This is a genomic window from Herbaspirillum sp. GW821-FHT09A12 (assembly GCF_059418325.1).
Window position 1 is genome coordinate 446513 of sequence record NZ_JBWKPR010000002.1, and the last position, 25522, is coordinate 472034.

24 protein-coding genes are annotated in these 25522 nt (G+C 64.1%); 11 read left to right on the forward strand and 13 right to left on the reverse strand.

Features of this window, described 5'->3' with window-relative positions; translation table 11 throughout:
- Positions 1-88: 88 nt before the first annotated feature.
- From AC07N6_RS07130 to AC07N6_RS07165, 8 genes are read right to left on the reverse strand one after another with little or no spacing between them, the layout of a single operon-like run.
- The gene (locus AC07N6_RS07130) at positions 89-373 is read right to left on the reverse strand and encodes a DUF971 domain-containing protein (protein ID WP_494779610.1); all 285 of its coding nucleotides are present in this window, start codon (positions 371-373) and stop codon (positions 89-91) included.
- An 11-nt stretch (positions 374-384) separates the two neighbouring features.
- Positions 385-1353 (reverse strand): HEAT repeat domain-containing protein, encoded by a 969-nt coding sequence (locus tag AC07N6_RS07135; RefSeq protein WP_494779611.1) that lies wholly within the window; start codon positions 1351-1353, stop codon positions 385-387.
- Between the two features lie 9 nt (positions 1354-1362).
- Positions 1363-2214, reverse strand: a complete 852-nt coding sequence (locus tag AC07N6_RS07140) for an ABC transporter ATP-binding protein (RefSeq protein ID WP_494779612.1) — start codon at positions 2212-2214, stop codon at positions 1363-1365.
- Positions 2215-2229: 15 nt separating this feature from the next.
- On the reverse strand, positions 2230-3081 hold the full coding sequence (locus tag AC07N6_RS07145) for an ABC transporter permease (RefSeq protein WP_494779613.1): 852 nt from the start codon (positions 3079-3081) through the stop codon (positions 2230-2232).
- Between the two features lie 41 nt (positions 3082-3122).
- Positions 3123-4526, reverse strand: a complete 1404-nt coding sequence (locus tag AC07N6_RS07150; RefSeq protein ID WP_494779614.1) for an ABC transporter substrate-binding protein — start codon at positions 4524-4526, stop codon at positions 3123-3125.
- 36 nt (positions 4527-4562) lie between these two features.
- Complete coding sequence (locus AC07N6_RS07155; RefSeq protein ID WP_494779615.1) at positions 4563-4796, reverse strand: 4Fe-4S dicluster domain-containing protein; 234 nt, start codon at positions 4794-4796, stop codon at positions 4563-4565.
- A gap of 19 nt (positions 4797-4815) precedes the next feature.
- The gene (locus AC07N6_RS07160; RefSeq protein ID WP_494779616.1) at positions 4816-6549 is read right to left on the reverse strand and encodes a fumarate reductase/succinate dehydrogenase flavoprotein subunit; all 1734 of its coding nucleotides are present in this window, start codon (positions 6547-6549) and stop codon (positions 4816-4818) included.
- A 20-nt stretch (positions 6550-6569) separates the two neighbouring features.
- Positions 6570-7325: a GntR family transcriptional regulator gene (locus AC07N6_RS07165; protein ID WP_494779617.1), complete on the reverse strand. Its 756-nt coding sequence runs from the start codon at positions 7323-7325 to the stop codon at positions 6570-6572.
- A gap of 121 nt (positions 7326-7446) precedes the next feature.
- On the opposite strand from AC07N6_RS07165, the gene AC07N6_RS07170 reads away from it, so the two are divergent.
- Positions 7447-8598 carry an Ldh family oxidoreductase gene (locus tag AC07N6_RS07170; RefSeq protein WP_494779618.1) on the forward strand — a complete coding sequence of 384 codons (1152 nt, stop codon included), beginning with the start codon at positions 7447-7449 and terminating at the stop codon, positions 8596-8598.
- A gap of 119 nt (positions 8599-8717) precedes the next feature.
- On the opposite strand, the gene AC07N6_RS07175 is transcribed toward AC07N6_RS07170, so the two are convergent.
- Entirely contained in the window at positions 8718-10052 is a 1335-nt protein-coding gene (locus AC07N6_RS07175; protein WP_494779619.1) for an LLM class flavin-dependent oxidoreductase, read from the reverse strand.
- 284 nt (positions 10053-10336) lie between these two features.
- On the opposite strand from AC07N6_RS07175, the gene gcvA reads away from it, so the two are divergent.
- The 9 genes from gcvA to AC07N6_RS07220 all read left to right on the forward strand — a co-directional run bounded on the left by gcvA (position 10337) and on the right by AC07N6_RS07220 (position 18780).
- Positions 10337-11242 carry a transcriptional regulator GcvA gene (gene gcvA, locus AC07N6_RS07180; RefSeq protein ID WP_494779620.1) on the forward strand — a complete coding sequence of 302 codons (906 nt, stop codon included), beginning with the start codon at positions 10337-10339 and terminating at the stop codon, positions 11240-11242.
- A gap of 74 nt (positions 11243-11316) precedes the next feature.
- Positions 11317-12144 carry an EamA family transporter gene (locus AC07N6_RS07185; protein WP_494779621.1) on the forward strand — a complete coding sequence of 276 codons (828 nt, stop codon included), beginning with the start codon at positions 11317-11319 and terminating at the stop codon, positions 12142-12144.
- A gap of 79 nt (positions 12145-12223) precedes the next feature.
- A complete protein-coding gene (locus AC07N6_RS07190) occupies positions 12224-12985 on the forward strand; it encodes an SDR family oxidoreductase (RefSeq protein WP_494779622.1) in 762 nt (253 codons plus the stop codon).
- 221 nt (positions 12986-13206) lie between these two features.
- Positions 13207-14418: an aminotransferase class I/II-fold pyridoxal phosphate-dependent enzyme gene (locus tag AC07N6_RS07195; RefSeq protein ID WP_494779623.1), complete on the forward strand. Its 1212-nt coding sequence runs from the start codon at positions 13207-13209 to the stop codon at positions 14416-14418.
- 54 nt (positions 14419-14472) lie between these two features.
- Positions 14473-15348: a transporter substrate-binding domain-containing protein gene (locus AC07N6_RS07200; RefSeq protein ID WP_494779624.1), complete on the forward strand. Its 876-nt coding sequence runs from the start codon at positions 14473-14475 to the stop codon at positions 15346-15348.
- Positions 15349-15370: 22 nt separating this feature from the next.
- Positions 15371-16060: an amino acid ABC transporter permease gene (locus AC07N6_RS07205; protein WP_494779625.1), complete on the forward strand. Its 690-nt coding sequence runs from the start codon at positions 15371-15373 to the stop codon at positions 16058-16060.
- A complete protein-coding gene (locus tag AC07N6_RS07210; protein WP_494779626.1) occupies positions 16057-16767 on the forward strand; it encodes an amino acid ABC transporter permease in 711 nt (236 codons plus the stop codon). Before AC07N6_RS07205 ends, AC07N6_RS07210 begins: the two co-directional genes overlap by 4 nt.
- 19 nt (positions 16768-16786) lie before the next feature.
- A complete protein-coding gene (locus AC07N6_RS07215; protein ID WP_494779627.1) occupies positions 16787-18022 on the forward strand; it encodes an SfnB family sulfur acquisition oxidoreductase in 1236 nt (411 codons plus the stop codon).
- An 11-nt stretch (positions 18023-18033) separates the two neighbouring features.
- Positions 18034-18780 carry an amino acid ABC transporter ATP-binding protein gene (locus AC07N6_RS07220; RefSeq protein ID WP_494779628.1) on the forward strand — a complete coding sequence of 249 codons (747 nt, stop codon included), beginning with the start codon at positions 18034-18036 and terminating at the stop codon, positions 18778-18780.
- A gap of 54 nt (positions 18781-18834) precedes the next feature.
- Here the strand turns inward: AC07N6_RS07220 and AC07N6_RS07225 are convergent, their stop codons facing one another.
- A complete protein-coding gene (locus tag AC07N6_RS07225; RefSeq protein WP_494779629.1) occupies positions 18835-18975 on the reverse strand; it encodes a hypothetical protein in 141 nt (46 codons plus the stop codon).
- A gap of 94 nt (positions 18976-19069) precedes the next feature.
- On the opposite strand from AC07N6_RS07225, the gene AC07N6_RS07230 reads away from it, so the two are divergent.
- Positions 19070-19429, forward strand: a complete 360-nt coding sequence (locus tag AC07N6_RS07230) for an NADH-quinone oxidoreductase subunit A (protein ID WP_494779630.1) — start codon at positions 19070-19072, stop codon at positions 19427-19429.
- Between the two features lie 83 nt (positions 19430-19512).
- On the opposite strand, the gene AC07N6_RS07235 is transcribed toward AC07N6_RS07230, so the two are convergent.
- From AC07N6_RS07235 to AC07N6_RS07245, 3 genes are read right to left on the reverse strand one after another with little or no spacing between them, the layout of a single operon-like run.
- Positions 19513-20949: an efflux transporter outer membrane subunit gene (locus AC07N6_RS07235; protein ID WP_494779631.1), complete on the reverse strand. Its 1437-nt coding sequence runs from the start codon at positions 20947-20949 to the stop codon at positions 19513-19515.
- Positions 20946-22103 (reverse strand): efflux RND transporter periplasmic adaptor subunit, encoded by a 1158-nt coding sequence (locus tag AC07N6_RS07240; protein WP_494779632.1) that lies wholly within the window; start codon positions 22101-22103, stop codon positions 20946-20948. Before AC07N6_RS07240 ends, AC07N6_RS07235 begins: the two co-directional genes overlap by 4 nt.
- Positions 22093-25293 carry an efflux RND transporter permease subunit gene (locus tag AC07N6_RS07245; protein WP_494779633.1) on the reverse strand — a complete coding sequence of 1067 codons (3201 nt, stop codon included), beginning with the start codon at positions 25291-25293 and terminating at the stop codon, positions 22093-22095. Before AC07N6_RS07245 ends, AC07N6_RS07240 begins: the two co-directional genes overlap by 11 nt.
- Positions 25294-25522: the final 229 nt, after the last annotated feature.

Here is a 25522-nt window from a genome sequence, read left to right on the forward strand (position 1 = left end):
GCGGGCACTCAAAGAATTTTTGCGAAGATCCATAGCCGCTTTTTGCGCTTGGCGTGCCGGCTTCGCATCCCGACTTCGCATCCCGACGCTAGCCGAGCCCAAACAGGAACGGCCAGGGATAGATGCCGCGGTCATGGCCATCGCTGAATACCAATTGGATGCCGTACTGGCCGACCGGCGCGATGGTGTCCAGCCGGATATCGGCCGCCGGCGCCGGGCCTTGCCCGGTCCGTTGCGCCAGCGTGAGGCAGTCGGCGCAGCGGCAGGCCTGTCGCAAAGCCAGGTGCGATAACTGCTGCCGCCGGCCGTCATCCCAGTCGATGACCAGTGAGGCGGTGGCGGTGTGGTTGGTGATGCGCAGTGGATGCGGCATGGCGCAGGCGCTCAGGTGGCGGCGCGGATCTGTTCCAGCGCCAGCCGCACCGATTTGCGTACTTCGGGGTCGGCATCCTGTTCGGCCAGCAGCAATCCGGGCAAGGCCGCGGCGTCGCCGATCTCGCCCAGCGCCAGCGCAGATTCCTTGCGCAGGTTGCTGATCTCGTGCCGCAAGCTCACCAACAGCGGCGCCACGGCCTGGCTGTCGCGCAGGCGGCCCAGGCTGCGGGCGGCGCGCAGGCGCACTTGCCAGTAAGGGTCGTCGAGTGCCGCGATCAGTTGCGCCAAGGCGCTGGGCAGGCGCAACTTGCCCAGCGTGGTCGCCGCTTCTTCCCTGACTTGCCAGGTGGCGTCGCCCAGCGCCGACAACAGTGCCGGCAACACTTCCTCTTCCTGGGCGAAACCCAGCGCCCCGGTCGCGGCGCGCCTGACTTCCGGTTCCGGATCCTGTGCGGCCAGCTCCATCAGCGCCTTCAATGCGCGACTGTCCTTGAGGTAGCCCAGCACGGCCACCGCTTCGCGCCGCACCAGGGCATCGCCGTGCGCCAGCGCTTGCAGCGCCGGGTCGAAGCTTTGCGCAACGCGCAGCTCGCGCAGGCCGCGCAGGATGGCCACCAGCACGAAAGGCCGTTGGTCACGGGCATGCGCCAGCAGCAGCGCCGCCGATTCGGCATGCTTGAGTTCGCTCAAGGCATGCGCCGCGGCTTCGCGTACTTCAATGTCCTCGTCGCTCAGCAATGGCACGATGCCGGCCACGCTGGCTTCGCTCTCGAAGGCTTCCAGCGCGCGCACGGCTTCCAGGCGCACTTCGGCCGAACTGTCGCCCAGTGCCTCGATCAGCAGCGGGGCGTGTTCGTCGCCGGCGACGTCGATCAGGTCCAGGACCGCGATGCGGCGCACCGCGGCATCGGCATGACGCAGGCGGGTACGGAATTCTTCGGTCTCATCGTCATGCGTGGCAAAGGCTGCTGCGTTCACTGCGGTTCCTCAAATGGCAAATTGGACTTCGGACGGATTGGCGCCGAGCGGGCTCAGCCTTTCCAGCGGGACGACCTTGGCTTGCGGATGCAGCAGGGCCAGGCAATGACGCTTGAGTTCGGTAAAGCGCGACGAGGTCACCAGTTCCGGGCCGCGCGGGCGGGGGAAGTCGATCCGGATCTCGTCGATGATGCGCCCGGGGCGGGGGCTCATCACCAGGATGCGGTCGGCCAGGAACAAAGCCTCGTCGATGTCGTGCGTAATGAACAGGATGGTGGTGTCGATGCGTGCCCACACCTCCAGCAGCAGTTCCTGCATCTTCAGGCGCGTTTGCGCATCGAGCGCGCCGAAGGGTTCGTCCATCAACATCACGCGCGGATGGTTGATCAGCACGCGGGCGATCTCCACCCGCTGCTGCATGCCGCCGGAAAGCTGCGCCGGATAGCTCTGCTCGAACCCCTCCAGCCCGACCAGCGCCAGCAGGTCGCGGGCGCGGGCATGGCGTTCTCGGCGCGAGAAGCCCTTCATCTTCAGGCCGAAGGAGACGTTGTCGATCACCCGCTGCCAGGGGAACAGCGTATGGTGCTGGAACACCAGCCCGCGCTCCGGATGCGGCCCGGCGACGGGCACGCCGTCTACACTCACACGCCCGGCGCTGGGGGCGAGGTGGCCCGCCAGCGCGCCCAGCAGGGTCGACTTGCCGCAGCCGGAAGGGCCCAGCACGCAGACGAATTCGCCCGCTGCGATGGTGGTGGAGATGTCCTGCAGCGCCTCGAAACGGCGCGTGCCGGCGCCGAGCTGGATATGCAGGTGATCGATGACGATTTCGCCGCTCTGTTTGTTGCTCACGATATTGCTCATGATATTGGCCATGCTTTACCTTTGCAGCCGGTACCAGGGCATCAGCAAGTGGCCGATTTGCCTGATCGCGGCGCTGCTGCCCATGCCGAGGATGCCGATGAACATCATGCCGACCACGATGTCGGCATAGTTCTGGATGGTGTAGGCGGCCCAGGTGTAATAGCCGATGCCGAACTGGCCGGCGATCATCTCGGCGGTCACCAGGCAGAACCAGGCGGTGCCCATGCCGATCGACAGCCCGGTGACGATGCTGGGAGCCGCCGCCGGCAGGATCACCTGGGTGAACACCGCGCCGCGGCCGCTGCCCAGGCTGCGGGCCGAGGCGATCAGGCGCGGGTCGACGCCTTCCACGCCGTGGATGGTGTTGAGCAGGATGGGGAACAGGGCGCCGATGAAGGTGATGTAGATCATCGAGATTTCCGACGACGGGAACATCAGGATCGCCAACGGAATCCAGGCCACTGCCGGGATCGGCCGCAGCAATTCCAGCGGCGGCAGCAGCACGTCCGACAGCCAGCGCAACCGGCCGATCAGCATGCCCAGCAGGATGCCGGTCGCGGCGGCCACCGCGAAACCGATGAAGACCCGCGCCAGGCTGGCCGACAGGTGCGACAGCAGCCTGGGCGACTGCGCCAGCGCCCAGGCGGCCGCCAGCACCTCGCGCGGCGCCGGGACGTTCTGGAAAGTGATCAGGCCCAGGTTCACCCGGTGTTGCGATGCCCATTGCCATAGCAACAGGCAAACGGCCACCGACGCGATACGCAGGGCAAGGCGGGGCCATTGCCCGGGCCGGGCCGCGGGGCCGGCCGCTGCCGGGGCGGACGCTTGCGCGCCGTCCTGCGCCGGCAATGATGAACTCAGGGTCATGAACAGCTTCCTTGTCGTGGTGAAGCAAAGAAGGCGCGGCCTCAGACGGCGCCGGCCTTGGCGGCGTTGAAGTCCAGCACCTTGCCGCTGTTCTTCTTCGCCCATGCCTCGGCCGAACTCTTCAACAGGAAGGCGCTGGTTTCGCCCTTGCCCTGCACGTACCAAGCGTCGGCGGCCAGCAACTTCAGGCCGGTGTCGCGGTCATGCGCATAGACGGTGCGGATCTTCTTGCCGGACTGCTCCAGCTTGCGCGTTTCGGCCAGCGCCGATTCCAGCGTCGCGTAGTGGCGCACCAGCGGTTCGCTCTGCACCCAGATCTGGCCGACGCGCTTGGGATCGGCGATGGCCTTGCCGGTCAGCGCATCCCTGGCGTTCAAGGGCGACTTGGCGTAATTCTTCAGCTGCGCCTCGTAGTCCAGCCCGGATTGCCTGAAGGCGGCCTTGATGTATTCGTCGTCGACGAAAGTATTCGGATCGAGCTCGGTATCGGTGCGCTTCATGGCCTTGAGCGTATCGATCGAGGTCTTGACCGCCTGGCGGTATTCCGGCTTCCAGGTGAAGTCGCGCGTCTGCAGGCCGAGCGGGCCGTGGAACAGGTAGTTGACTTCGGCCTCGATGCCGGTGACCTTTTCGATCAGTTCACTGTACTTTTCAGGCTCGGCGGCGATGAGGCGGTTGGCCTCGATGGCCGCGCGCAGGTAGGCCACGACGATCTCGGGATACTTCTTCGCGTAGTCGGCGTCGACCAGGCTGCCGTGGAAGGTCGGGGTGTTGGCTTGCGAGCCGTCGAAGATCTTGCGTGCGAAACCGCGATGCGGGAACAGTTCAGCGAACGGCACGAAGTCCGCATGCGCCTCGATCTTGTTGCTCTGCAGGGCGGAACCGGCCACTTCAGGCGCCTGGGTGATGATGTTGACGTCCTTCTCGGGATCCCAGCCCTGGTCCTTGACCGCACGCAGCAGCATGCCGTGGGCGGTGGAGGCGAACGGCACCGAGATGGTCTTGCCCTTCAGTTCGGTCAGCGACTGCACGGCCGAGCCCTTGGGCACCACGATGCCGTTGCCGCTGCCGGTAGTGCTGCCCGACAGCACGGTAATGAACAGGCTCTTCTTGCCGGCCTTCTGGAAGGCGGCGCCGTTGAACGAGCCGGGGAAGTCGGCCATCGCGCCGATGTCGAGCTTGCCGGCGACCATCTCGTTGGTCAGCGGCGCGCCCGAGGTAAAGTTCTTCCACTGGATGTCGTACTGCGCATCCTTGTACTTGCCGTCATGCGGCAGGTATTTCTCCAGCAGTTTCAATTCCCGAATCAGCAGGCCGCCGGTGGCGCAGTTGATCGTGGTGTCCTGCGTGCCGATGGCGATGCGGATGGTCTCGGCGCCGGCCGAGGCGGCGGCCAGCAACGTCAGGCCGAACAGCGTGGTCGTGATGGTGTTGCGCAATTGCATGGTTTTCCCCAAAGTGATGTCCCGCAGGCTATGTGGTCAGCGCAGCAGGTACGGTATGTCGACATGGACTGCCCCGGTGGGACAGTCCTTCTCACAGGGCATGCAATACCAGCACTCGTCGAACTTCATGTAGGCACGACCTTTGTCGAAGTCGATGGCGAGCACGTCGAGCGGGCAGACATCGACGCAGACCGTGCATCCCTTGTCGGCGATGCACTTGTCTTGGTCGATCGTGACGGGGACGTTGGTGATGGAAAAGGCGGTTGGCATTGGGTTGTCCTCACATGGATCAGGCGGCGGCCGGTTCTGGTTCTTTCTTCACGCGCAGGTGCCGGTAGGCCGATTTTTCCGCATCGTCCAGCGGCACGATGTAGGGATCGATGGCGCGCTTGAAGCTGACCATGCGGCCGTCCTGCTTCTGCAGTTGCGTATGTACCATCCATTCGGCGTCGTTGCGCTCCGGATAGTCGACCCGGTTGTGGTACAGGCCCCAGCGGCTTTCGGTGCGGTACAGCGAGGCGCGCGCGGCCATCTCGGCGCAGTCGCGGATGGCGTGGACTTCCATGGCGCGCATCAGCTCGTGCGGGTTGCGCGCCTGCAGGCGATGCAGGTCTTCATGGATGGCGTCGAAGCGCTGCAGGCCGATCTCCATCTTGCGCGTGACCTTGGGCGGCTGCAGGTAGTCGTTGACCATGCGGCGCAGCTTGTACTCGACCTGGTTGGGCGGCAGGCCATCCTGGCGCGCCAGCGGCGCCCAGACGCGTTCGCGCTCGGCAGCGACCTGCTGCTGGTCGACCTCGGCCAATGGTTTTTCCTCGCAATAACGGGCCGCGCTTTCGCCGGCCAGGCGGCCGTAGACGAAGGCGCCCAGCATGTAGTTATGCGGCACGCAGGCCAGGTCGCCGGCTGCATACAGGCCGGGCACGGTGGTCTCGGCATGCTCGTTGACCCACACGCCCGAGGCTGAGTGGCCGCTGCACAGGCCGATCTCGGAGATGTGCATCTCCACCATCTGCGCGCGGTAGTCGGTGCCGCGCCCGGCATGGAAACGGCCGCGGCTGGGCCGCTCGTTGGTGTGCAGGATGGTCTCGATGATGCTGATGGTTTCCTCGGCCAGGTGGTTCAGCTTGAGGAACACCGGGCCGCTGCCGCCCTGCAGTTCGTTGTAGAACTCCTGCATCATCTGGCCGCTCCAGTAATCGCATTCGATGAAGCGCTCGCCGTGGCTGTTGGTGGTGAAACCGCCGAAGGGCCCGGTGACGTAGGCGCAGGCCGGGCCGTTGTAGTCCTTGATCAGGGGATTGATCTGGAAGCATTCGATGCCCGACAGCTCGGCGCCGGCATGGTAGGCCATGCTGTAGCCGTCGCCGGCGTTGGTCGGGTTCTCGTAGGTGCCGAACAGGTAGCCGGAAGCCGGCAGGCCCAGGCGTCCGGCCGCGCCGGTGGACAGCACCACGGTCTTGGCGCGCACCACATGGAAGTCGCCGGTGCGGCAGTCGAAGGCCATGGCGCCGGCGATGCTGCCGTCGCCGGCCGTGAGCAGGCGCGTGGCTACCAGCCGGTTGGTGATCTCCACCCGGGCGCGTTTCAAGCGCCGGTACAGCACCTTCTTGATGTCATGGCCCTCGGGCATCGGCAGCACATAGGTGCCCATGTGGTGCACCTTGCGCATGGCATAGTCGCCGGTTTCGTCCTTCTCGAACTTCACGCCCCAGCGATCCAGCTCCTCGATCATCGAGAAGCTGTTCTGCGCATAGGCCATCACCGCCTTCTGGTTGACGATGCCGTCATTGGCGATGGTGATTTCCTTCACATACTGCTCGGGCGTGGCGAAGCCGGGGACGATGGCGTTGTTGAGGCCATCCATGCCCATCGAGATGGCGCCGCTGCGCTTGACGTTGGCCTTCTCGAGCAACAGTACGCGCAATTGCGGGTTGGCCTCCTTGGCCTTGGCCGCGGCCATTGGTCCGGCGGTGCCGCCGCCGATCACCAGGACGTCGACTGTCTGGACATGCGTTTGCATGGCGTTTCCTTTCTGTCAGGTCAGACGGCGCTTTCCGGCCGGCGCGATATGCGCAGGTGGTACTGGAAGGTTTCGCCGCGGAAGTAGAGGTATTCGAAGTCGAACGGCTTGCCGTCGGCTGTATGGGTCAGGCGCTCGATGCGCAGCAGGGCAGTGCCTTCGCTCACTTGCAGTGCTTCGGCCAGCTTGCCGTCGGCCACCACCGCGCCGATCTGCAGGTCGGCATGGCCCAGCGGGATGCCGAAGTCGTTCTCGAAGATCAGGAAGATGTCGCGGTTGCCCAGGTCTTCGTTGCGCAGGTGCTCGCCCAGCTCCTCCGGCAGGTAGGTGATCTCCAGCGACACCGGTTCGCGGTTGAGATGGCGGATGCGGCGGATCTCGGCTACCGCGGTTCCAGGCTCCACGCCCAGGCGTTGGGCCACTTCCGGCGTGGCCGGCAGGGGGCGGTGGCCGATCACGCGGTTGTAGATCTCGTAGCCCTTGCGGGTCATCGCCTCGGCGAAGCCTTCCAGGCGCGTCAGTTCCTGCGCCGCCTTTTTCTTGGCCACGAAGGTGCCCTTGCCGGCGATCTTGAAGATCACCCCTTCGCGCTGCAGGTCCGACAAGGCCTGGCGCACGGTGATGCGGCTCACGCCAAAGACGGCGCCCAGTTCGCTCTCCGACGGCAATTGCGCGTGGGCGGCATAGGTGCCGTCGAGGATGCGTTCGCGCAGCCTGTCCTTGACCTGAACATACAGCGGCACCGGCGAGGGCGCGATGATTTCGAAGACGGACATGATGTTTCCTGATGGCTGGTTCGGCTTGATATCAACCTGTCATGACAGGTATTGACCGATTGGATGCGCCGATATTACGGCGCATCATTCCAGCCTGGAACGAAGCATTTCGCAGTTGTATATGAGGAAAATCTTTGCCGGCGATGTGGATATGTTTTTGCGCGCTATCGACATCGAACAATGGTTCGACCGGCTGAGCCGGGAGATGGCATCGATTGCCCCACTGTTCGGATCGAAGGTAAGCTCCAGTATGGCGGCCCGGCCGGGCTTAAAAAAATACTGGGAGATCATGAGACTCAATGTGGAAGAAGCGAAGGGACTCGCCCGTAAGGCGGCCATGTCTGCCGGCGCGAATGAAAAGATAGCCGCATCATTGGCCAATGCGACTGTCGCGGCCGAGGTTGCCGGCCGCCCGGCAGTCGGTTTTGCTCACTTGCCGGATTACCTTGAAGGTTTTGCCAGCGGCCGTATTTCCTGCGATACCCAGCCGGATATCGACTTTCCAACGGCCGCCACGATCCGCGCCGACGCAAAAAATGGCATTGCCCAATTGGGTTTCGATTTGTGTTTTGACCAGCTGCTTGATCGTGCCAGACAATATGGCGTGGCGTTGTTCTCGCAATCCAATAGCTATACGGCCGGCGAGCTTGGCTACTACACCCGGCGGCTTGCCGGGGCGGATCTGGTCAGCATCGCGGTATCGAATGGGCCTGCGCTGGTGACGACGATGGCATCCCGCCAGCCGGTTTTCGGCACCAATCCGTTCTCCTTCGGCGCACCGGTTGCCAACGGATCACCCCTGGTTATCGACCAGGCGTCCAGTGCGACGGCCTTCGTGAACGTTCGGGACGCTGCATCCCGTGGGGAGCCCATTCCCGATGGCTGGGCCGTGGATCAACGGGGTATTGCCACGACAAACGCCCAGGATGCCTTGACGGGGATGCTGTTGACGTTCGGCGGCGCCCGGGGCGCCAATATCGCGCTGCTGGTGGAAGTCCTCGCCGCCGGCGTGACGGGCGCAAATTGGTCCATCGATGCGCCATCCTTTGAACAAGGAGCGGCATCCCCGGGTGTCGGGCTATTTGTCGTCGCCATCGATCCGAAAGTGTTCGCGCCGGATTTTCCTGCGCGGCTGGCCAGCCAAATCGACCGGTTCACTGCCAAAGGGCTTTATGTGCCCGGTCGTGGACGGAAAGCGGATGACATCGTTCTCAAGCTTTCCGTGCTGGACGCTATCCGCCGGTATTTCCCCTCCGGTGATGGCGCCGTGTAACCGGAGAAGCCGCGCTTGATGGAGGACCGGCCGGTCCAGCGGAATGTCAGGAATGCCGGTCTTCGAGGATCGCCCGTGCGAATTCCACGAATCAGGCTCCGCCTGGATTTCTCATCGGCTCATCCCGCTGCCGCCGGATGGGCAGGGCGCCGCAGCCCCAGATGCTCGCGCAACGTTCGTCCTGCGTATTCGGTACGGAACAGGCCGCGCCGGCGCAACTCCGGCAGCACCAGCGCGATGAAGTCGGTCAGCCCGGCAGGATGCGCCCACGACATGATGTTGAAGCCGTCGGCGCCGCCATGCCTGAACCAGGATTCCATCAGGTCGGCGATATCGGCGGGCGTGCCGACCACCTGCAAGTGGCCGCGCGCGCCGGCGATGCGCAAGTAGGTCTGGCGGATGCTCAAGCCCTCGCGCCGCGCCAGGTCGACCATCAATTGCTGGCGGCTGCGGGCGCCGTTGGTCGGCGGCAGCTCCGGCAGCGGGCCGTCGACCGGATAGGGCGACAGGTCGAAGCTGACCATCTGCGACAGCAGCGCCACGCCGACCACGGTGGGGATCAGTTCCTGCAGGTACTGGAATTTCTCTTCGGCCTCGGTGCGCGTGGGCGCCACGACCGGGAAGATGCCCGGCATGATCCTGATGGCCTCCGGCGCGCGCCCGTAGGCCGCGGCGCGCTCCTTGATGTCGGCATAGAAGCCCTGCGCCTCGTCGAAGGTCTGGTGCGCCACGAACACCACCTCGGCGGTGCGCGCCGCCAGGTCGCGGCCGGCCTCAGAGGCGCCGGCCTGGACGATCACCGGCTGTCCCTGCGGCGAACGCGAGACGTTGAGCGGGCCGCGTACCGAGAAATGCTTGCCCTTGTGGTTCAGCACGTGCAGCTTTTCCGGATGGAAGTACAGGCCGCTGTCCTTGTCCCGCACGAAGGCGTCATCTTCCCAGCTGTCCCACAGGCCGGTCACCACCTGGTGGAATTCCGCCGCGCGCTCGTAGCGCTGCGCGTGGTCGATGTGTTGCTCGAGGTTGAAGTTCTCGGCCTCGCCATCGCCGCTCGAGGTCACCAGGTTCCAGCCGGCGCGCCCACCGCTGATCTGCTCCAGCGAGGCGAACTTGCGGGCCACGTTATAGGGTTCGTTGAACGAGGTGGAGGCCGTGGCGATCAGGCCGATGCGTTCGGTCACCGCCGCCAGCGCCGAGAGCAGCGTCAGCGGTTCGAACTGGTCGGCGCGCGCGGTGCGCGACAGCGAGGGCAGGTTGCGGTTGCGCACGCCCACCGAATCGGAGATGAAGATGGCGTCGAATTTTGCGTCTTCGGCCAGCCTGGCCAGGCTGGCGTAGTGGGCGAAATTACTGCCGGCATCAGCCTGTGCATCGGGGTGGCGCCAGCCGGCGATGTGGTGGCCGGTCTGCATCAGGAAGGCGCCGAGCGCGAGTTGGGAATGGGGTACGGTCATGGGGCAATGGATGATGTTCTTGGACTGCCGCTATCTCTCAATCGCGCAAAAGCGGGGAGATGGACTGGCATGCGCGCCGGCCGGGGAGATGATGGTAAGGCAGATATCACTATGCCTTTGCGCTGTTTTCGCCTGAGCTTATGCGCTTTCCGAATGAGCGGGCAACCATGGAATAAATAAAGGCATCAGGAAACCGGCCTTGCACGGCGAGCGGCCAGAATGCTCTATCATGAGCCTTCACTCATAAACGGCATTTTTTACAATGCTCACCGAGAGACCCCGCCATGAGAGATTTGCCTCCTACCGCCACATTGCGCGCCTTTGAGGTTGCGACACGGCACGCGACTTTCACTTCCGCTTCGGAAGAATTACATGTCACCCAAAGCGCTGTCAGCCATCAACTGAAGAATCTCGAGGAAATCTGGGGATTGCAGTTGTTCCAGCGGGGAAAGTCATTGAGCCTGACGCCCGCCGGGGCGGCGCTGGCGCCGATCGTGCGCGAGTTCTTCATGAACCTGGAGGGCGCGCTGGCCGACCTGCGGGAGCAACAGGGCAGGGTCCGGCTTAAAGTCAGCACGACCTATTCCTTCGCGCTGAAATGGCTGCTGCCGAGGTTGCCGGACCTGTCCCGGCAGCATCCGGAAATCCTGGTCACGCTGGAAACCACCGACAAGGCCATCAATTTTTCCAGCGCGGATTCGGACGTTGCGATCCGCCTGGGCAATGGACATTATCCCAGCCTGTACTCGGAATTCATGTTCCGGGAACAGGTGTTCCCGGTTGCCAGCCCCGATCTCCTGAACCGCCTTGGCGCGCCGCGCGAACCGGCCGAATTGTTGCGCTATCCGCTGCTTACGCGTGGCGGCGCCGATCTGGTGCCGAAATGGGCGCTCTGGTTCCAGCAAGTGGGCATCGGCATTTCCGCGCTCAAGGAGAGCGTCAGGTTCGCCGACACCAACATGACGATCGAGGCGGCACTGCTGGGCCAGGGCATCGCATTGGCCCGCAGCGGGCATGTCGAAACCGAGATCGGCAACGGCAGCCTGGTCAGGTTGTTCGAGGTGCCGTTCGCCTCTCCCGTGGCCTACTATTTCGTCTGCCCGAAAGGGATCGAATCGCAGCCCCACATCGCCAGCTTTCGCAACTGGCTGCTGGCGGAGTCCGGCAAGGCCCAGCAAAGCTATCGATGATGCATGAGGATTTATTCATTCTTCAATGAGGAGACTTCGCTTTAACCAAGGCGCCGGTTTGCTTAGGATGGCGCATGCCTTTTCACATCGTCTTACTGGTGCTTTTTGCGGCGCTGCTGCATGCAAGCTGGAATGCGCTCCTGCGCGGCGGGGCCGACAGGCTGTGGTCGATGACGGTCATGTGCCTGGCGGTAGCGCTTGCCAGCGTCGCCATCGCCTTGTTCTTGCCGCCTCCGGCCAAAGCCAGCTGGATATATGCCGTGCTGTCGGCGGCGCTGCATGTCGGCTATAACCTGTTCCTCGTCAGGAGCTACCAGGTTGGAGAGCTCGGTCAAACCTATCCGATTTCGCGCGGTTCATCTCCCATCCTGATCACTGTCGCCGCATCGGTTTTCGCCGGGGAGCGGGTAGGGATAGCGGCGCTGCTGGGCATTGTCCTGGTGTCGGGCGGCATTGTTTCCCTGGCCTTCAAGGGGCGCAGGCTTGCGGTCCCGAGCCTGCCATATGCGCTGGGAACCGGATGCTTCATTGCCGCCTACAGCGTGATAGACGGCATCGGCGCGCGCCTGTCCGGCGCCCCGATGGCCTACACGGTATGGATGTGCGCGCTGTGGGGCATCATGATGCCGCCGGTCTACATCGCCCTGCGCGGCGCGGACAGTTTGTTGACCATCCGGCCCGGATTCGGCATGGCCTTCATCGGTGGCCTGGTCTCCCTCCTGGCCTATGGAATCGTCATCTACGCCATGTCCGGCGCGCCCATGGGCGCGGTATCGGCATTGCGCGAAACCAGCGTGCTGTTTGCGGCGCTGATCGGTTATTTTTTCCTGGGCGAGGCGCTGACTGTGCGCAAGATGCTGGCATGCACGGTGATTGCCATCGGCACGCTCGTCATCGGTTGATATCGGTTGATGGTCGCCGCGATCGCCCGGCCGCTGGTCTATTAATTTTTTTATTTCATCATCACATGGAGATTCGCCAATGGATACCGTCTCGCAAGCGCCGCTGATCCTGATCACGGGGGGAGGCCGCGGCATAGGCGCGGCCACTGCGCGGCTTGCCGCCGCACAAGGTTACGATGTGGCGATCAGCTTCGTCGCCAACGAAGCGGCCGCGCTCGCGGTGGCTGCCGATGTCGAGGCCGCCGGGCGCCGGGCCTTGGCCATGCGCGCCGACAGCGCCGATCCGGAGCAGGTCGCCCGGCTATTCGCCGCCATCGACAGCAAGTTCGGCCGGATCGATGTGCTGGTCAACAATGCCTCGATACTGGCGCGGCAGTCCCGCCTGGAGGATCTCGGGTTCGAGCGGATGCAGCGCATCTTCGCGGTCAACGCGCTCGGCCCCATCCTCTGCGCACAGCAGGCGGCCAAGCGCATGTCCCATCGTCACAACGGGCGGGGCGGTGTGGTGATCAACATCTCGTCGGCATCGGCCCGGCTCGGCAGCCCCAACGAATATGTCGACTACGCCGCCTCCAAGGGCGCCGTTGAGACATTCACGACCGGTTTCGCCAAGGAAGTCGCGCGGGAGGGGATACGCGTGAACTGCATCCGCCCCGGGCATATCTACACCGAGATGCACGCCAGCGGCGGCGAGCCGGGACGGGTGGATCGCGTCAAGGACTCGATCCCGATGGGACGGGGCGGCCAGCCGGAAGAGGTCGCGCGGGCGATCCTGTGGCTGGCAAGCGCCGAGGCTTCCTTCATCACCGGCACATTCCTCGATGTCACCGGCGGCAAGTGAATAAGTGAATAACAGGGGGGGCGCCAACGATGCCTTTGCGCTGTTTTCGCCTGAGCATATGCGCCCGCCTCCTTAGGCAAGATGGTAAAAAAGTTATCCGGAAATATTCGGATACATCCCCAGTCCCTTCGCGGTACATTGCCTGATCTCATCACTTGCAATCTACCAAGACAGGCCGCGCCCACGGCGGCGCATGCGATTGTGCGCCTGTCGCCATTCTTATGACTCAGTTATCCGGACGGTTTAACGCCTTGGCGCCGGCAGGCACGGTCGCCTTCCTGAATGCGGCCGATGCGTGTCGCGGCAGAGGCGAGGAAATCATTTCGCTGGCTGCGGCCGAACCCTACACACGCACGGCCGACGCCGTCAACCAGGCGGCAATCGACGTCATCACGCGCCGCGCCACCCGTTATGCGGGCGCAGAAGGTACGCGGGCATTGAAGCAGGCGCTGCGCGACAAATTCTTGCGCGAGAACGGGCTCGATTTCAGCGAAGAGCAGATCATCGTCGCCAACGGCAGCAAGCCGCTGATGACCGCGGCCTTCTTGGCGCTGATTGAGCCGGGCGACGAAGTGGTGGTGCCGGCCCCGTATTACAACGCCCACATCGAACTGGCCAAGTTGGCCGGTGCGGTGGCAGTGACGCCGCAGGCCCGCGCCGAGGAGGGCTTCGTGCTGCAGGCCGAGGCCTTGCGCCAGGCCATCACGCCGAACACGCGTGCGGTGTTCTTCAGCAATCCGAACAACCCGGCCGGAACCGTGTACGGCGAAGCCGAATGGCAGGCGCTGGGATCGGTATTGGAAGCGCATCCCGATATCTGGATCATCATCGACGAGATCTTCGAGAACCTGGCCTACGCGCCGTCGCGCAAGGTTTCGCTGCAACTGGCGGTGCCGTCGCTGGCGCCGCGCACGATCATCGTCAACGGTTTTTCCAAGGGCTATTCGATGAACGGCTGGCGGCTTGGTTTCGCGGCCGGGCCGAGCCTGGCGATCCGCGCCATGTCCGCCGTGAGCACGCACATCAGCGGCCCGCCCAGCCCCATTGCGCAAGCCGGCGCAGTCGCCGCGCTGATCGGTGGCGGGCGCGCCAGCGCCGGGGAAATCGCCGAACTGCGTGTCCTGCGCGACGAATCGGTCGCCGCCATCAACGCCATTCCCGATTTGCATGCGCATACCCCCGAAGCCACCTTCCTGCTGTTTCCGTCCTGTGCCGCGGCGCTGGGCAAGACCAGCGCCGGCGGCGCGCACCTGCACGATGACAACGCTTACGCCTCGGCCCTGCTGGCGGAGGCAGGCGTGGCGGTGGTGCCGGGCAGCGACTTCGGCTATCCCGGACACTTCCGGCTTTCCTTTGCGCCGGGGGCCGAACTCGTCAGGCAAGCCATTGCCAGGATCGCTGCATTCCATGCCACGCTGGCCACGCCGGCGTGATGTCGTGATGGCGCAAGCCGGCTCTCTTCTCCATCTGCACAGGAACCTCGCCACATGATTGACCGTATCTCCCTGCGCATCCCCATGCGCGCCGCACTGTTACTGGCCTTCGCGGCTCTGGTCTGTTCCGCGCCGGCCCGCGCCGACCAGCTTGACAAGATCAAGGCGGCCGGCCGCATCACCTGCGGCACCATCGGCGTGGTGCCCGCATTCAGCTTCCAGGATCCCAAGACCCGGCAAACCGTGGGCTACGATATCGACGTCTGCCGCGCCGTGGCCGAGCAGCTCGGCGTGACGGCCGACTTCAAGCTGGTCTCGGGGCCGGCGCGCATCCCGGAGCTGAACCAGGGCAGTTTCGACATCATCGTTTCCACGCTGGGCTGGTCGGAAGACCGTGCCCGCCAGGTCGACTACAGCTACGCCTACGTCGTCAACAAGATGGTGGTCGGCGTGCGCAAGGACAAGGGCATCGACAAGCTGGCCGAGCTGAAGGGCAAGCGTATCGCCACGCAGTCCGGATCAACCTCGGGCCAGGCCTTGCAGAAGGTGGTACCGGAGGTCGAGCTGCTCAATTTCGAGGACGTGCCGCAATCCTTCCTGGCGGTCAACCAGAACAAGGCCGTGGGCATCGCCATCACCGAATCGATGCTGCGCAAGCTGAGCGCGGCGACGGTCGGCAAGCCGGGCGAGATCAAGATCCTGTCGGACGAGCCGGTGCTGATCGAGTACAACGGCATCGGCGTGCGCAAGGGCGAGACGCGACTGCTCAACGCCGTCAATCAGGCCTTGCTGCAGATCGAGAAGAGCGGCCGGCTGCAGCAAATCTTCGACCGCTGGCTGGGCAAGGACAGCGAGTTCCATCTGCAGCGCAGCTTCAAGGTGGAGCCGATTCCGGTCGAGAAGGCCGGGCGTCCACCGCAGTTGGGTTGACACGGCCGGAGCGATTAGCCTGATGCAAGACCTGCTTGAACTGCTGGCCCCTTATGGGCGCATGATTCTCGGCGGCGCCGGCGTTACGCTGGCGCTGACGGCGAGCTTCATCGTGGCCGGCAGTCTATTGGCGTTGTTGCTGACGGGGCTGCGCCTGCTGCCGTCGGCGCCGTGCCGGCTGGCGGTAGACCTGTTCGTGATGGTTCACCGCAACGTGCCGATGGTGGTGCAACTGCTGTTCTGGTATTTCGGCGCGCCCGAGCTGCTGCCGGCGGCCGTGGCCGACTGGATCAACGGCCGTTCCAGCGAGTTCTTCTTCGCCGCCGCCGCGCTGAGTGCGTGCTTCGGCGCCTATCTCAGCGAAGACTTGCGCGCCGGCGTGCGTTCGGTAGCGCGCGGCCAGCTGGAGGCGGCGCAGGCGCTGGGCCTCGGTTCGCTGGACCGTTTCCGTTTCGTGATCGCCCCGCAGGCGCTGCGCGCCGCCTGGCCGGCGATCTCCAGCCAGGCGGTGCTGTTCTTCAAGGCCACCAGCCTGGCGGCCGCCATTGGCGTCTCGGACCTGGCCAAGGTCGGCCAATACATCAATAACAACAGCTTCCGCACTTTCGAAGTGTTCGGCGCCATCAGCGTCATCTACATCGTGCTGTCGTGGCTGCTGATCCGTTTGTTCGCTTGGCTGGGCGCGCATCTGAACCGGGTGGCGCCGGCATGATCGAGATCGTGCGCGAGCATTGGTTGCTGCTGCTGGTCGGCCAGTATCCGCAAGGGCCGCTGGGCGGGCTGGCGATGACTTTCCTGATGGCGGCGCTGGCCATCGCGCTGACCGTCCCGGCGTCGCTGCTGTTCGCGCTGGCGCTGGTCAGCCGGCGCGCCTGGCTACGCGCTTGGGCGGGCAGGGCCAGCGACCTGATCCGGGGCATTCCGCTGTTGATGTTCGTTTTCTGGATCTACTTCGGGCTGCCGCTGCTGATCAAGCGCCCGGTCAACGGTTTCGCCGTCATGACCGCGGCCCTGGTGATCTACCAGGGCGCCTACGTGGCAGAGATCCTGCGCGGCGGCATCGAGGCCATCCCGCGCGGCCAGCGCGAAGCCGCCCATACCCTGGGGCTGGGCTACTGGACGCTGATGTTCAGCGTGATCTTGCCGCAGGCGGTGTCCATGATGGCGCCCAGCCTGATCCTGAAGGTCAGCTCGATCGTCAAGGACACCTCGGTGGCCTACATCATCAGTACGCCGGAACTGACGTTCGCCGCCGGCCAGCTCAACAGTTTGCTGATCGTCCAGCCGCTGCAGGTGTTCGCCATCCTGGCGCTGGCGTATTTCCTCCTGTGCGCGGCGCTCAATGCGCTGGCCGGCCTGGCCGAGCGCCAGGTGGCGGCATCGGGTATTCGCCAGGCGCAGTCCGCACTTCATTTTTGACTTGATACTTTATTTCACCATGATCAAACCCGCCTTCGCCAACGCCCATATCGTCCGCTCCGACCAGGAGGCTGTCGCGGTTGCCATCGAATTTGCGCGGCAAGCCGACATCGCCGCATCGGAGCGCGATGCCAACCGCCTGTTGCCATGGGATCTGCTGGGCGACTTCTCGGCGCGGGGCCTGGCCAGCCTTACCGTGCCGCGCGACCATGGCGGGCCGGATATCGCGGTGCCGACACTGCTGCAGGTCTTCATCGAACTGGCCGACGCCGATCCGGCGCTGGCGCAGATTCCGCAGAACCATTTCGCGATCCTGGAACGGCTGCGCATCCACGGCACGCCGGCGCAGAAGGATTTCTTCTATCCGTATTTCCTGGCGGGCGACCGCCTGGGCAATGCCACCGCCGAGCCCGGCGACAAGCGTCCCAATGAATACGCGACCTCGATCCGGGCCGAAGACGGCGGCTATCGCATCCATGGCCGCAAGGTGTATTCCACCGGCGCGCTGTTTTCGCAATGGATTCCGGTCTCGGCGGTGGACCAGGACGGGCGCGGCTGGGTCGCCTATGCGCCGCGCCATAGCCAGGGCATCTCGGTCATCGACGACTGGGATGGCTTTGGCCAGCGCACCACGGCCAGCGGCACGGTGGTGTTCGACAACGTGCGGGTGGACGCCATCACGGCCTTTCCCAGTGCGGCGCAGGTGGCCGGGTTGGATACCACCAGTTCGGTTTCCCAGTTGATCCATGTGGCGATCGACCTGGGCATCGCCCGGCGCGCCATCCGCGACACCATCGGCCACCTGAAGACTGGCGCCAACCCGGCACGCGGCAGCGGCGTCAAGAATGCGGTGGAAGACACGCTGACGCTGCGCGAGGTCGGCCTGTTGAACTTGCGTTACAACGCCGCGCTGGCGATCGCCGAGAAGGCCGCCGGCTTGGTCGACATCGCCCGTGCCGAGCAGGACCAGCCGGCCATCGAACGTGGACTGATCGCGGTGATCGACGCCAAGATCCTGTCTACCGAGATCGCGTTATACGCCAGCAACAAGCTGTTCGAACTGGTCGGCACGCACTCCACGCTGGGCAGCCTGAATCTGGATCGCCACTGGCGCAATGCGCGCACCCACACGCTGCATGACGGCGTGCGCTGGAAGTACGTCACGCTGGGCCAGTATTACCTGAACGACCGGATTCCGGATCCCTGGGCGCTGGGCCATCCCTTCCGCCCCAGGGCCGGCGCCGCCGGCCAATGACAGGCGCCGGCATGGTACAGGCTATAACGCAGGCCACAACGCCCGCGGCCGTCGAGATCACGGGGTTGCGCAAGTGGTATGGCGAATTTCTGGCGCTCGACGATATCCATTTCAGCGTCGCCCCGGGTGAGCACGTAACGATCTGCGGCCCCTCGGGTTCGGGGAAGTCCACGCTGATCCGTTGCATCAACCAATTGGAACGCCATCAGCAGGGCGAGATCCGCGTCCATGGCGAAGCGGTAGTCGCGGGGAGTGCCGCACGCGCCGATATCGGCATGGTGTTCCAGAACTTCAACCTGTTTCCGCATCTGACGGTGCTGCGCAATTGCACCCTGGCGCTGCAGCGCACGCGTGGCATGCAGCGCGCCGCTGCGGAAGAGGTGGCTGACCACTTCCTGGCCCAGGTGCGGGTGCTGGAGCAGCGCGGCAAGTATCCGTCCCAGTTGTCGGGCGGACAGCAGCAGCGGGTGGCGATCGCGCGTTCGCTGTGCCTGAATCCGCGCGTGATGCTGTTCGATGAACCGACCTCCGCGCTCGACCCCGAAATGGTCAAGGAAGTACTGGACGCGATGGCCAGGCTGGCCGCCGACGGCATGACCATGCTGTGCGTGACGCACGAGATGGGCTTTGCGCGGGCGGTGGCGGACCGGGTGATATTCATGGATGCCGGCCGCATCGTGGAGCAGGGCACGGCCGAAGCCTTCTTCAGTACGCCGCGCCATGAGCGCAGCAGGCAGTTCCTGCAATTGGTGGCCTGACGGGGACGGCCCCGGGCTTGAGATGAGAGCCATATGGCCTGGGGAATGGCCGGGCTAATGCGGCTTCGTCGCAGATCTTCTGGAAATTATCTTGGCTGGTTCGATGAAATCGTCGGATAGTTTCAGCAAACCAATCCCATCTTTAATAAGCAGCGTGACGATGATTGCAACTTTCGGCTGATGGTCGATGTCCATGCGTACTATTCCCCTCGACATAAAAATCCTTCCATCGAGCCGGCGGCAATGATGCCGCCATGCGCTTGCGGAGGCATTCCCATCACGAAACGCTATGGATCTCGAAAACTACTTCCCCGTATTGATGTTCATTATTGTCGGCCTTCTGGTCGGTGTCGCGCCTCAAGTACTGGGGAAGATGTTGGGGCCGAACAAGCCTGATCCTCAGAAGACCTCTCCTTACGAATGCGGATTCGAGGCGTTTGAAGACGCCCGCATCAAATTCGATGTCCGTTTTTACCTGGTCGCGATTCTTTTCATTCTTTTCGACATCGAGGTTGCGTTCCTTGTGCCCTGGGCCTTGGCGCTGGATGAAATTGGAACCGTTGGTTTTGTCGCGGCAATGATCTTCCTGGGCATCCTGACCATCGGGCTTGCCTTCGAATGGAAAAAGGGCGCATTGGATTGGGAATGATGGGGAATGCTTGCATGGATTGCCATCCAACCGGGATGGCAATCCATGGATGCTGATCATCGAAGCTGATCATCGATGCTGATTCAGGAGTCTGCGCCAGGCGCAAGCTCTGGCCGCCAGCCGCCGCCCAGTGCGCGCACCAATTGCACCGATGCGCGCAACTGGCGTGTTTCCATCTGCAGTTCGCTGCGTCGAGACTGCAGGTGGGCGGTCTGGGCGGTCACCACTTCCAGATAGCTTGCCGCGCCTTGCCGGTAGCGGGTATCGGCATGGCGCAGCGCGTCGCCGGAAGCGGCGGCGGCCAATTTCTCTGCATGCGCAGCTTCGCCATAGCGGGTCAGCAGTGCCAACTGGTCTTCGACCTGCGCGAATGCGCCAAGCACCACCGTACGATATTGCTGGCCCGCTTCATCCAGCGCGCCTTCGGCTTGCGCCACTTGGGCACGGCGCCGTCCGCCATCGAACAGGCTCATGGCCAGGCTGGGACCTATGGCCCAATACAGGTTAGGCATTTGGGCAAAGCGCGCCAGGTCGCTGCTTTGCCAGCCGGCTTGCGCCCCCAGCGCGAGCGAGGGGAAGAATGCCGACTTGGCGGCCCCCACGGTGGCGCCTGCCGCGACGACGCGCATTTGCGCAGCGACGATATCCGGACGGCGCTGCAACAGGGTAGAGGGCACCGAGGCAGGGATGTCGGGCACCGTCACAGGCGAGATCCGCGTTCGCGGAGCGAGCGAAAATGACGAGGCGCTTTCGCCGATCAGCGCCGCCAGGGCGTGTTCCAGCAGGGCGCGTTGCGCCTGGCTCTGCCGCAACTGGGAACGGGTGGATTCCAGCTGCGCCCGGGCGCGCGCCAGGTCCAGGCCGGATGCGATGCCTTCGCCGTGACGGCGCATGATCAGCGCCCAGGCGTCGCGGTAGGCAGATTCGGTCTCGCTAATGAGCTGGAGCTCGTTATCCAGTCCGCGCAAGGCGAATAGGGTGTCGGCAAGCTGGACCTGCAGCGACAACCTGGCCCAGGCCAGGTCTGCCTGCGCGGCCTGTTCGCGCGCAACGCCTGCATCTACCTGGCGGGCGATTCGCCCCCAAAGGTCGACTTCATAGGAAAAATCGACACCCAAAGTGGCGCTGTTGTACTCGTCAGGCGAGCTGGCGCCCCGCAAGGGACGCAGGGCCGATTGTCGGTTGCGCTGGACATTGGCGCCGGCATTGAGTGTCGGGGATTGCGCCGAACGCACGAGGTCAGTGGCTGCCCTGGCCTGGCGATAACGCGCCAGGGCGCTGGCCAGGTCGGGGCTGTTGGCCAGCAATCCGGCTTCAAGCCGGTCGAGTTCGGCGTCGCCGTAGATGGTCCACCAATTCGACATGGACAAGGAAACCGGCATGCTCCCGCCGGCAGCGGTAGGCGTTTCCTTGAATGCCGCCGCGGTCGGTATCTCGGGCAAGCTGGTTGTCGGCACTTGCGCGCAACCGGCCAGGATGAGGCTTGCCAGCAGCGCTGCGCGCGGGGTTGGCGGCCTCATTGGGGAGCCTTTGCCGGACTGTCTTGCGCGGCGATGCGCACGCGGTCGCCATTGGCCAAGCCATCCGGCGGGCTGTTGATGATGCGTTCGTCGCGACCGATGCCGGCCAGCTCGATGGCATTGCCCATGTCGCGCACGATGTTGACCTTCTTGAGCACGACCGTGTCCTGGGGCCCCAGGATGGCGACTTGCGGTCCGCTGCGCCCCAGGATCACGGCCGCCGGCGGCACGCTGAGGGTAGCGCTGTCGCCGGCGGCAGGCAGGCGCAGCGTGGCATAGCCGCCCGGCAGCAACTGGCCATCCGGGTTGTCCACGCTCAGTTGCACCAGCATGGTCCCCGATGCGCTGGCGATGGCCCCGGCGCTTGAGCGCACCACCGCCTCGAACGCTTTGCCCGGCTGCTCAGGCAGCGTCAGCTGCGCCTGCACGCCCGGCTTGAATTGCGCCACCTGCCGTTGCGGCACATTGACATAAACGCGCAGGCGGCGGATGTCCGAAACCACGAACAATTCCGACCCCGGCGCGCCGCCGACATTGATCAGGGCGCCTACATCCGTGTTGCGCGCCGTGACAATGCCATCGAATGGCGCAGTCAGGCGCGTATAGCGCTTGAGGGCCGTGATCCGCTCGACATTGGCTTGCATGGCGTTGACGGCGGATTGCTTGGCGGCGAGGTCGCCGCTCTTTTCGTCAGCCTCCTGGCGCGAAACCGAATCCGACTTGAGCAGCGCTTGCCAGCGCTGCGCCGTACTGGCGGCCAGTTCGACATTGCTGCGCGCGGTCGCCAGCTCGGCTTTGGCTTGCAGCAGTTGCTGGTCGAGGTCCGGCGTTTCGATGTCGGCCAGTAGCTGTCCGGACTTGACCGGGGCGCCGATATCGGCCTTCCAATCCTTCAAATAGCCGGGAACCCGCGCATAGATCGGCGCACGCGCCCATGCTTCGATGCGCGCCGGCAATTCGATGGAGGAACCGGAAATATCGGCCGGAGAGATCAGGGCTACCGTCGGCATGGCCTGTACCGCGGCATTTTCGTTCAACTGCTCCGCCTGCAGGTGACGGCTTACCAGGCCGGCGGCGACTACCATGGCCGCCGCGCACAGCAGCCCGATGCCCAGGATTCGGTTGCCGCGCTTGGATGGGGATTTAACTTGCATGTTGAGGAACTCCGGAAATGGGTTGCAACGGGGTAGGAGAGGTACGGCGGCCATGGTGGCGATGCGCGAGGCTGAACAGCACCGGGACGAAGACCAGCGTGGCAATGGTGGCGAAGATCAAGCCGCCGATCACGGCGCGCCCCAGCGGCGCGTTCTGCTCGCCGCCTTCACCCAGGCCCAGCGCCATGGGCAGCATGCCGATGATCATCGCCAGCGCCGTCATGAGGACCGGGCGGAAGCGCACGAAACCGGCTTCCAGCGCCGCCGCGGTGGCGTCGCCAAGTTCGTCGAGCCGCTCCCGGGCAAAGCTGATCACCAGTACGCTGTTGGCCGTGGCCACGCCCATGCACATGATCGCGCCTGTCAACGCCGGCACCGACAGGGTGGTATTGGTGGCAAACAGCATCCACACGATGCCCGCCAGCGCTGCCGGCAGCGCCGAGACGATGACTGCGGGATCGAGCCACGACTGGAAATTGATCACAATCAGCATGTAGATCAATGCCACCGCGCCCAACAGGCCGAACATGAGCCCCGAGAAGGCGCGCTCCATGGTGCGCACTTGTCCCAGCATCTGCACCGACGATCCCTTGGGCACGTCGGCGCGCGTCTCGTCGATGATCTTGCGGATATCCACCGCCACGGCGCCCAGGTCGCGTCCTTGCGTCGTGGCATGGATTTGCACCATGGGCTGCACGTCGTACTGGCTGATCAGTGCGCTGCCGTTAGTGCGCTCCAGGCTGGCAATGCCCCCTACGGTCGTCAGGCCGGGGGTGCCAGGAGCGCCGATGGGCAGGTTGGACAGCGCGGCCAGCGAATCGAGCTGGTGCTGTGGCGTTTGCATCACAATGGGGTAACTCACGCCATTGGCCGGATTGAGCCAGAAGGTTGGCGCCACCTGGCTGCTGCCCGCGAGGTTGACCACCATGTTGCTGGTGACGTCGCGCGTGGTCATGCCCAGCAGTTGGGCCTGGGTACGATCGAGGTTGACGTTGATCACCGGCGCCTTGTTGGATTGCTGGATACGCGCATCGGCCACACCCGGCACGGCGCGGATGCGCTTAAGGAGTTGCTGGGCGTAGGCGTAGTTGGCTTCGATGGCATTGCCGCGCACCTGCACGTCGATGGGGGCCGGCGCTCCAAAGTTCAGGATCTGGCTGACGATGTCCGCCGGCGGGAACGAGAAGGTGGTGTCGGGGAATTCGCGCGGCAACACCTCGCGCAGCCGGCGTACGTACTCCGCCGTTGGGCGATGCCCTTCGCGCAGGGCAATCTGGAAATCGCCATCCTGTGAACCCATGACGCCGGTGTTGTTGTAGGTCAGATTGATGCTGCTGCCGGGCAGGCCGATGTTGTCGACCATGGTGGTGATTTCTTCGGCCGGGATGACGCGCCGCACGACTTGCTCGATGCGGCTGAAGCGTACCGCAGTCTCTTCCACCCGAGTACCGACGGGGACGCGGGCATGCATCAGGATCTGGCCCGAATCGACCGACGGGAAGAAATTGCTGCCGATGAACGGCACCAGCAAAAACGACGCCGCCACTACCGCCGCGAAGCCGGCGATAAAACGCGGCCGGTTGGACAGGGCGCGCAGCAGCACTCCCCGATAGCCGCTGCGCAGCTGTTCAAAGCGCGCCTCGAAACCGCGCTGGAAGCGCACCAGCGGGTTGCGCGACGGCGCCTGGTGATGGCCATGCCCGGCATGCGCGCGCAACAGATAGTTGGCCATGGTCGGCACCAGCGTGCGCGACAGGATGAAGGAGCAGATCATGGCAAAGATCACCGCTTCGGCCATCGGCACGAACAGGAAGCGCGACACGCCCTCCAGGAAAAACATCGGGATGAAGACGATGCAGATGCACAGCAGCGAGACGAACGCCGGGGTGACGATCTGGCGGGCGCCGTCCATGATCGCAGTCTCGACTTGCTTGCCTTGCTCCAGGTGCCAGTTGATGTTTTCGATGGTCACCGTCGCGTCGTCGACCAGGATGCCCACCGCCAGCGCCAGTCCGCCGAGGGTCATCAGGTTGAGGGTTTCGCCGGTGGCGGCCAGAGCAATGATGGCGCCGAGAATCGACAGCGGAATGGACACCGCGATGATGACGGTCGAGCGCCAGCTGCCAAGGAACAGCAGGATCATGACGCTGGTAAGGGCGGCCGCAATCGCGCCTTCAAAGGCTACGCCCTTGATGGCTGCCCGCACGAACACCGACTGGTCGTTGATCGGAAGCACGTTGAGCGTATCCGGCAAGGCCGATTTCAGTTCCGCCAGCTTGGCGCGCACGCCATCGACGATGGCCACCGTCGATGCGGATCCATTCTTGAGCACCGTCATCAGCACCGAGCGGCCGCCGTCGACGTGCACGATATTGGTCTGCGGGGCATTGCCGTCGTGGACATCGGCGACGTCGCGCAGGTAGATCGTGGTGCCGTTGACCACCCGGATGGGCAGCTTGCCAAGATCGTCGATGGCCGATGGGGCGCTGTTGACCTGGATGGTGTATTCCAGGTTGTCGATCTTTTGGGTGCCCACAGGAATGAGCACGTTTTGCGCCGCCAGCGCATTGGCCACGTCTTGCGAAGACAAGCCGCGCGCCTGCAGGGCCGCCGGATTGACATCCACCTGGACCTGGCGCTGCTTGCCGCCGTAGGGCAGGGGGATGGCGGCGCCGGCCACCGTGGTCAGGGGCGTGCGCACCGTGTTCATGCCCAGGTCGAACAACTGTTGCTCGGAGAGTCCTTTGCCTGACAGCGCCAGTTGCAGGATCGGCACGGTAGCCGCGTTGTAGTTCAGGATCAGCGGCGGCGTGATGCCCGCCGGCATCTGGCGCAACAAGGTCTGCGACACGGCGGTCACCTGGGCATTGGCCACGGCGATATTGACGCCCGGCTGGAAGAAGATCTTGACCACGCTGATGCCGGGATAGGTATTGGCCTCGATATGCTCGATGTCATTGACGGCGGTGGTCAGCACGCGCTGGAACAGGGTCGAGATGCGGCCCGACATCTGGTCTGCCGGCAGTCCCGTGTATTGCCATGCCACCGCGATGACCGGCATGCGTATTTCGGGAAAGATGTCGGTTGGGGTACGCATGGCCACAATCGGGCCGACGATGAGCAACATCAACGCCATGACAACAAAGGTATAGGGGCGACGCAAGGCCACCCGTACAGCACCGATGAGCAAGGTAATCTCCAGTGAGGGTAAATAAGACAGCCTCCGGATACGACCCGGATGACCGTGGTTGCTGATTTTTTTTGGCGATGATGGGAGCGCTGTCCCGCTTATTGGAGTGGCTTGTCAGAAAAGGGCGCCAGGAACCGCATGGATGGACGTTTTTCTTCTGCACTGCACCATGCGCATGGTAATCAGTGTTGTCCACTTTGATTAGCCATTACAATGCGCATGATCTTAT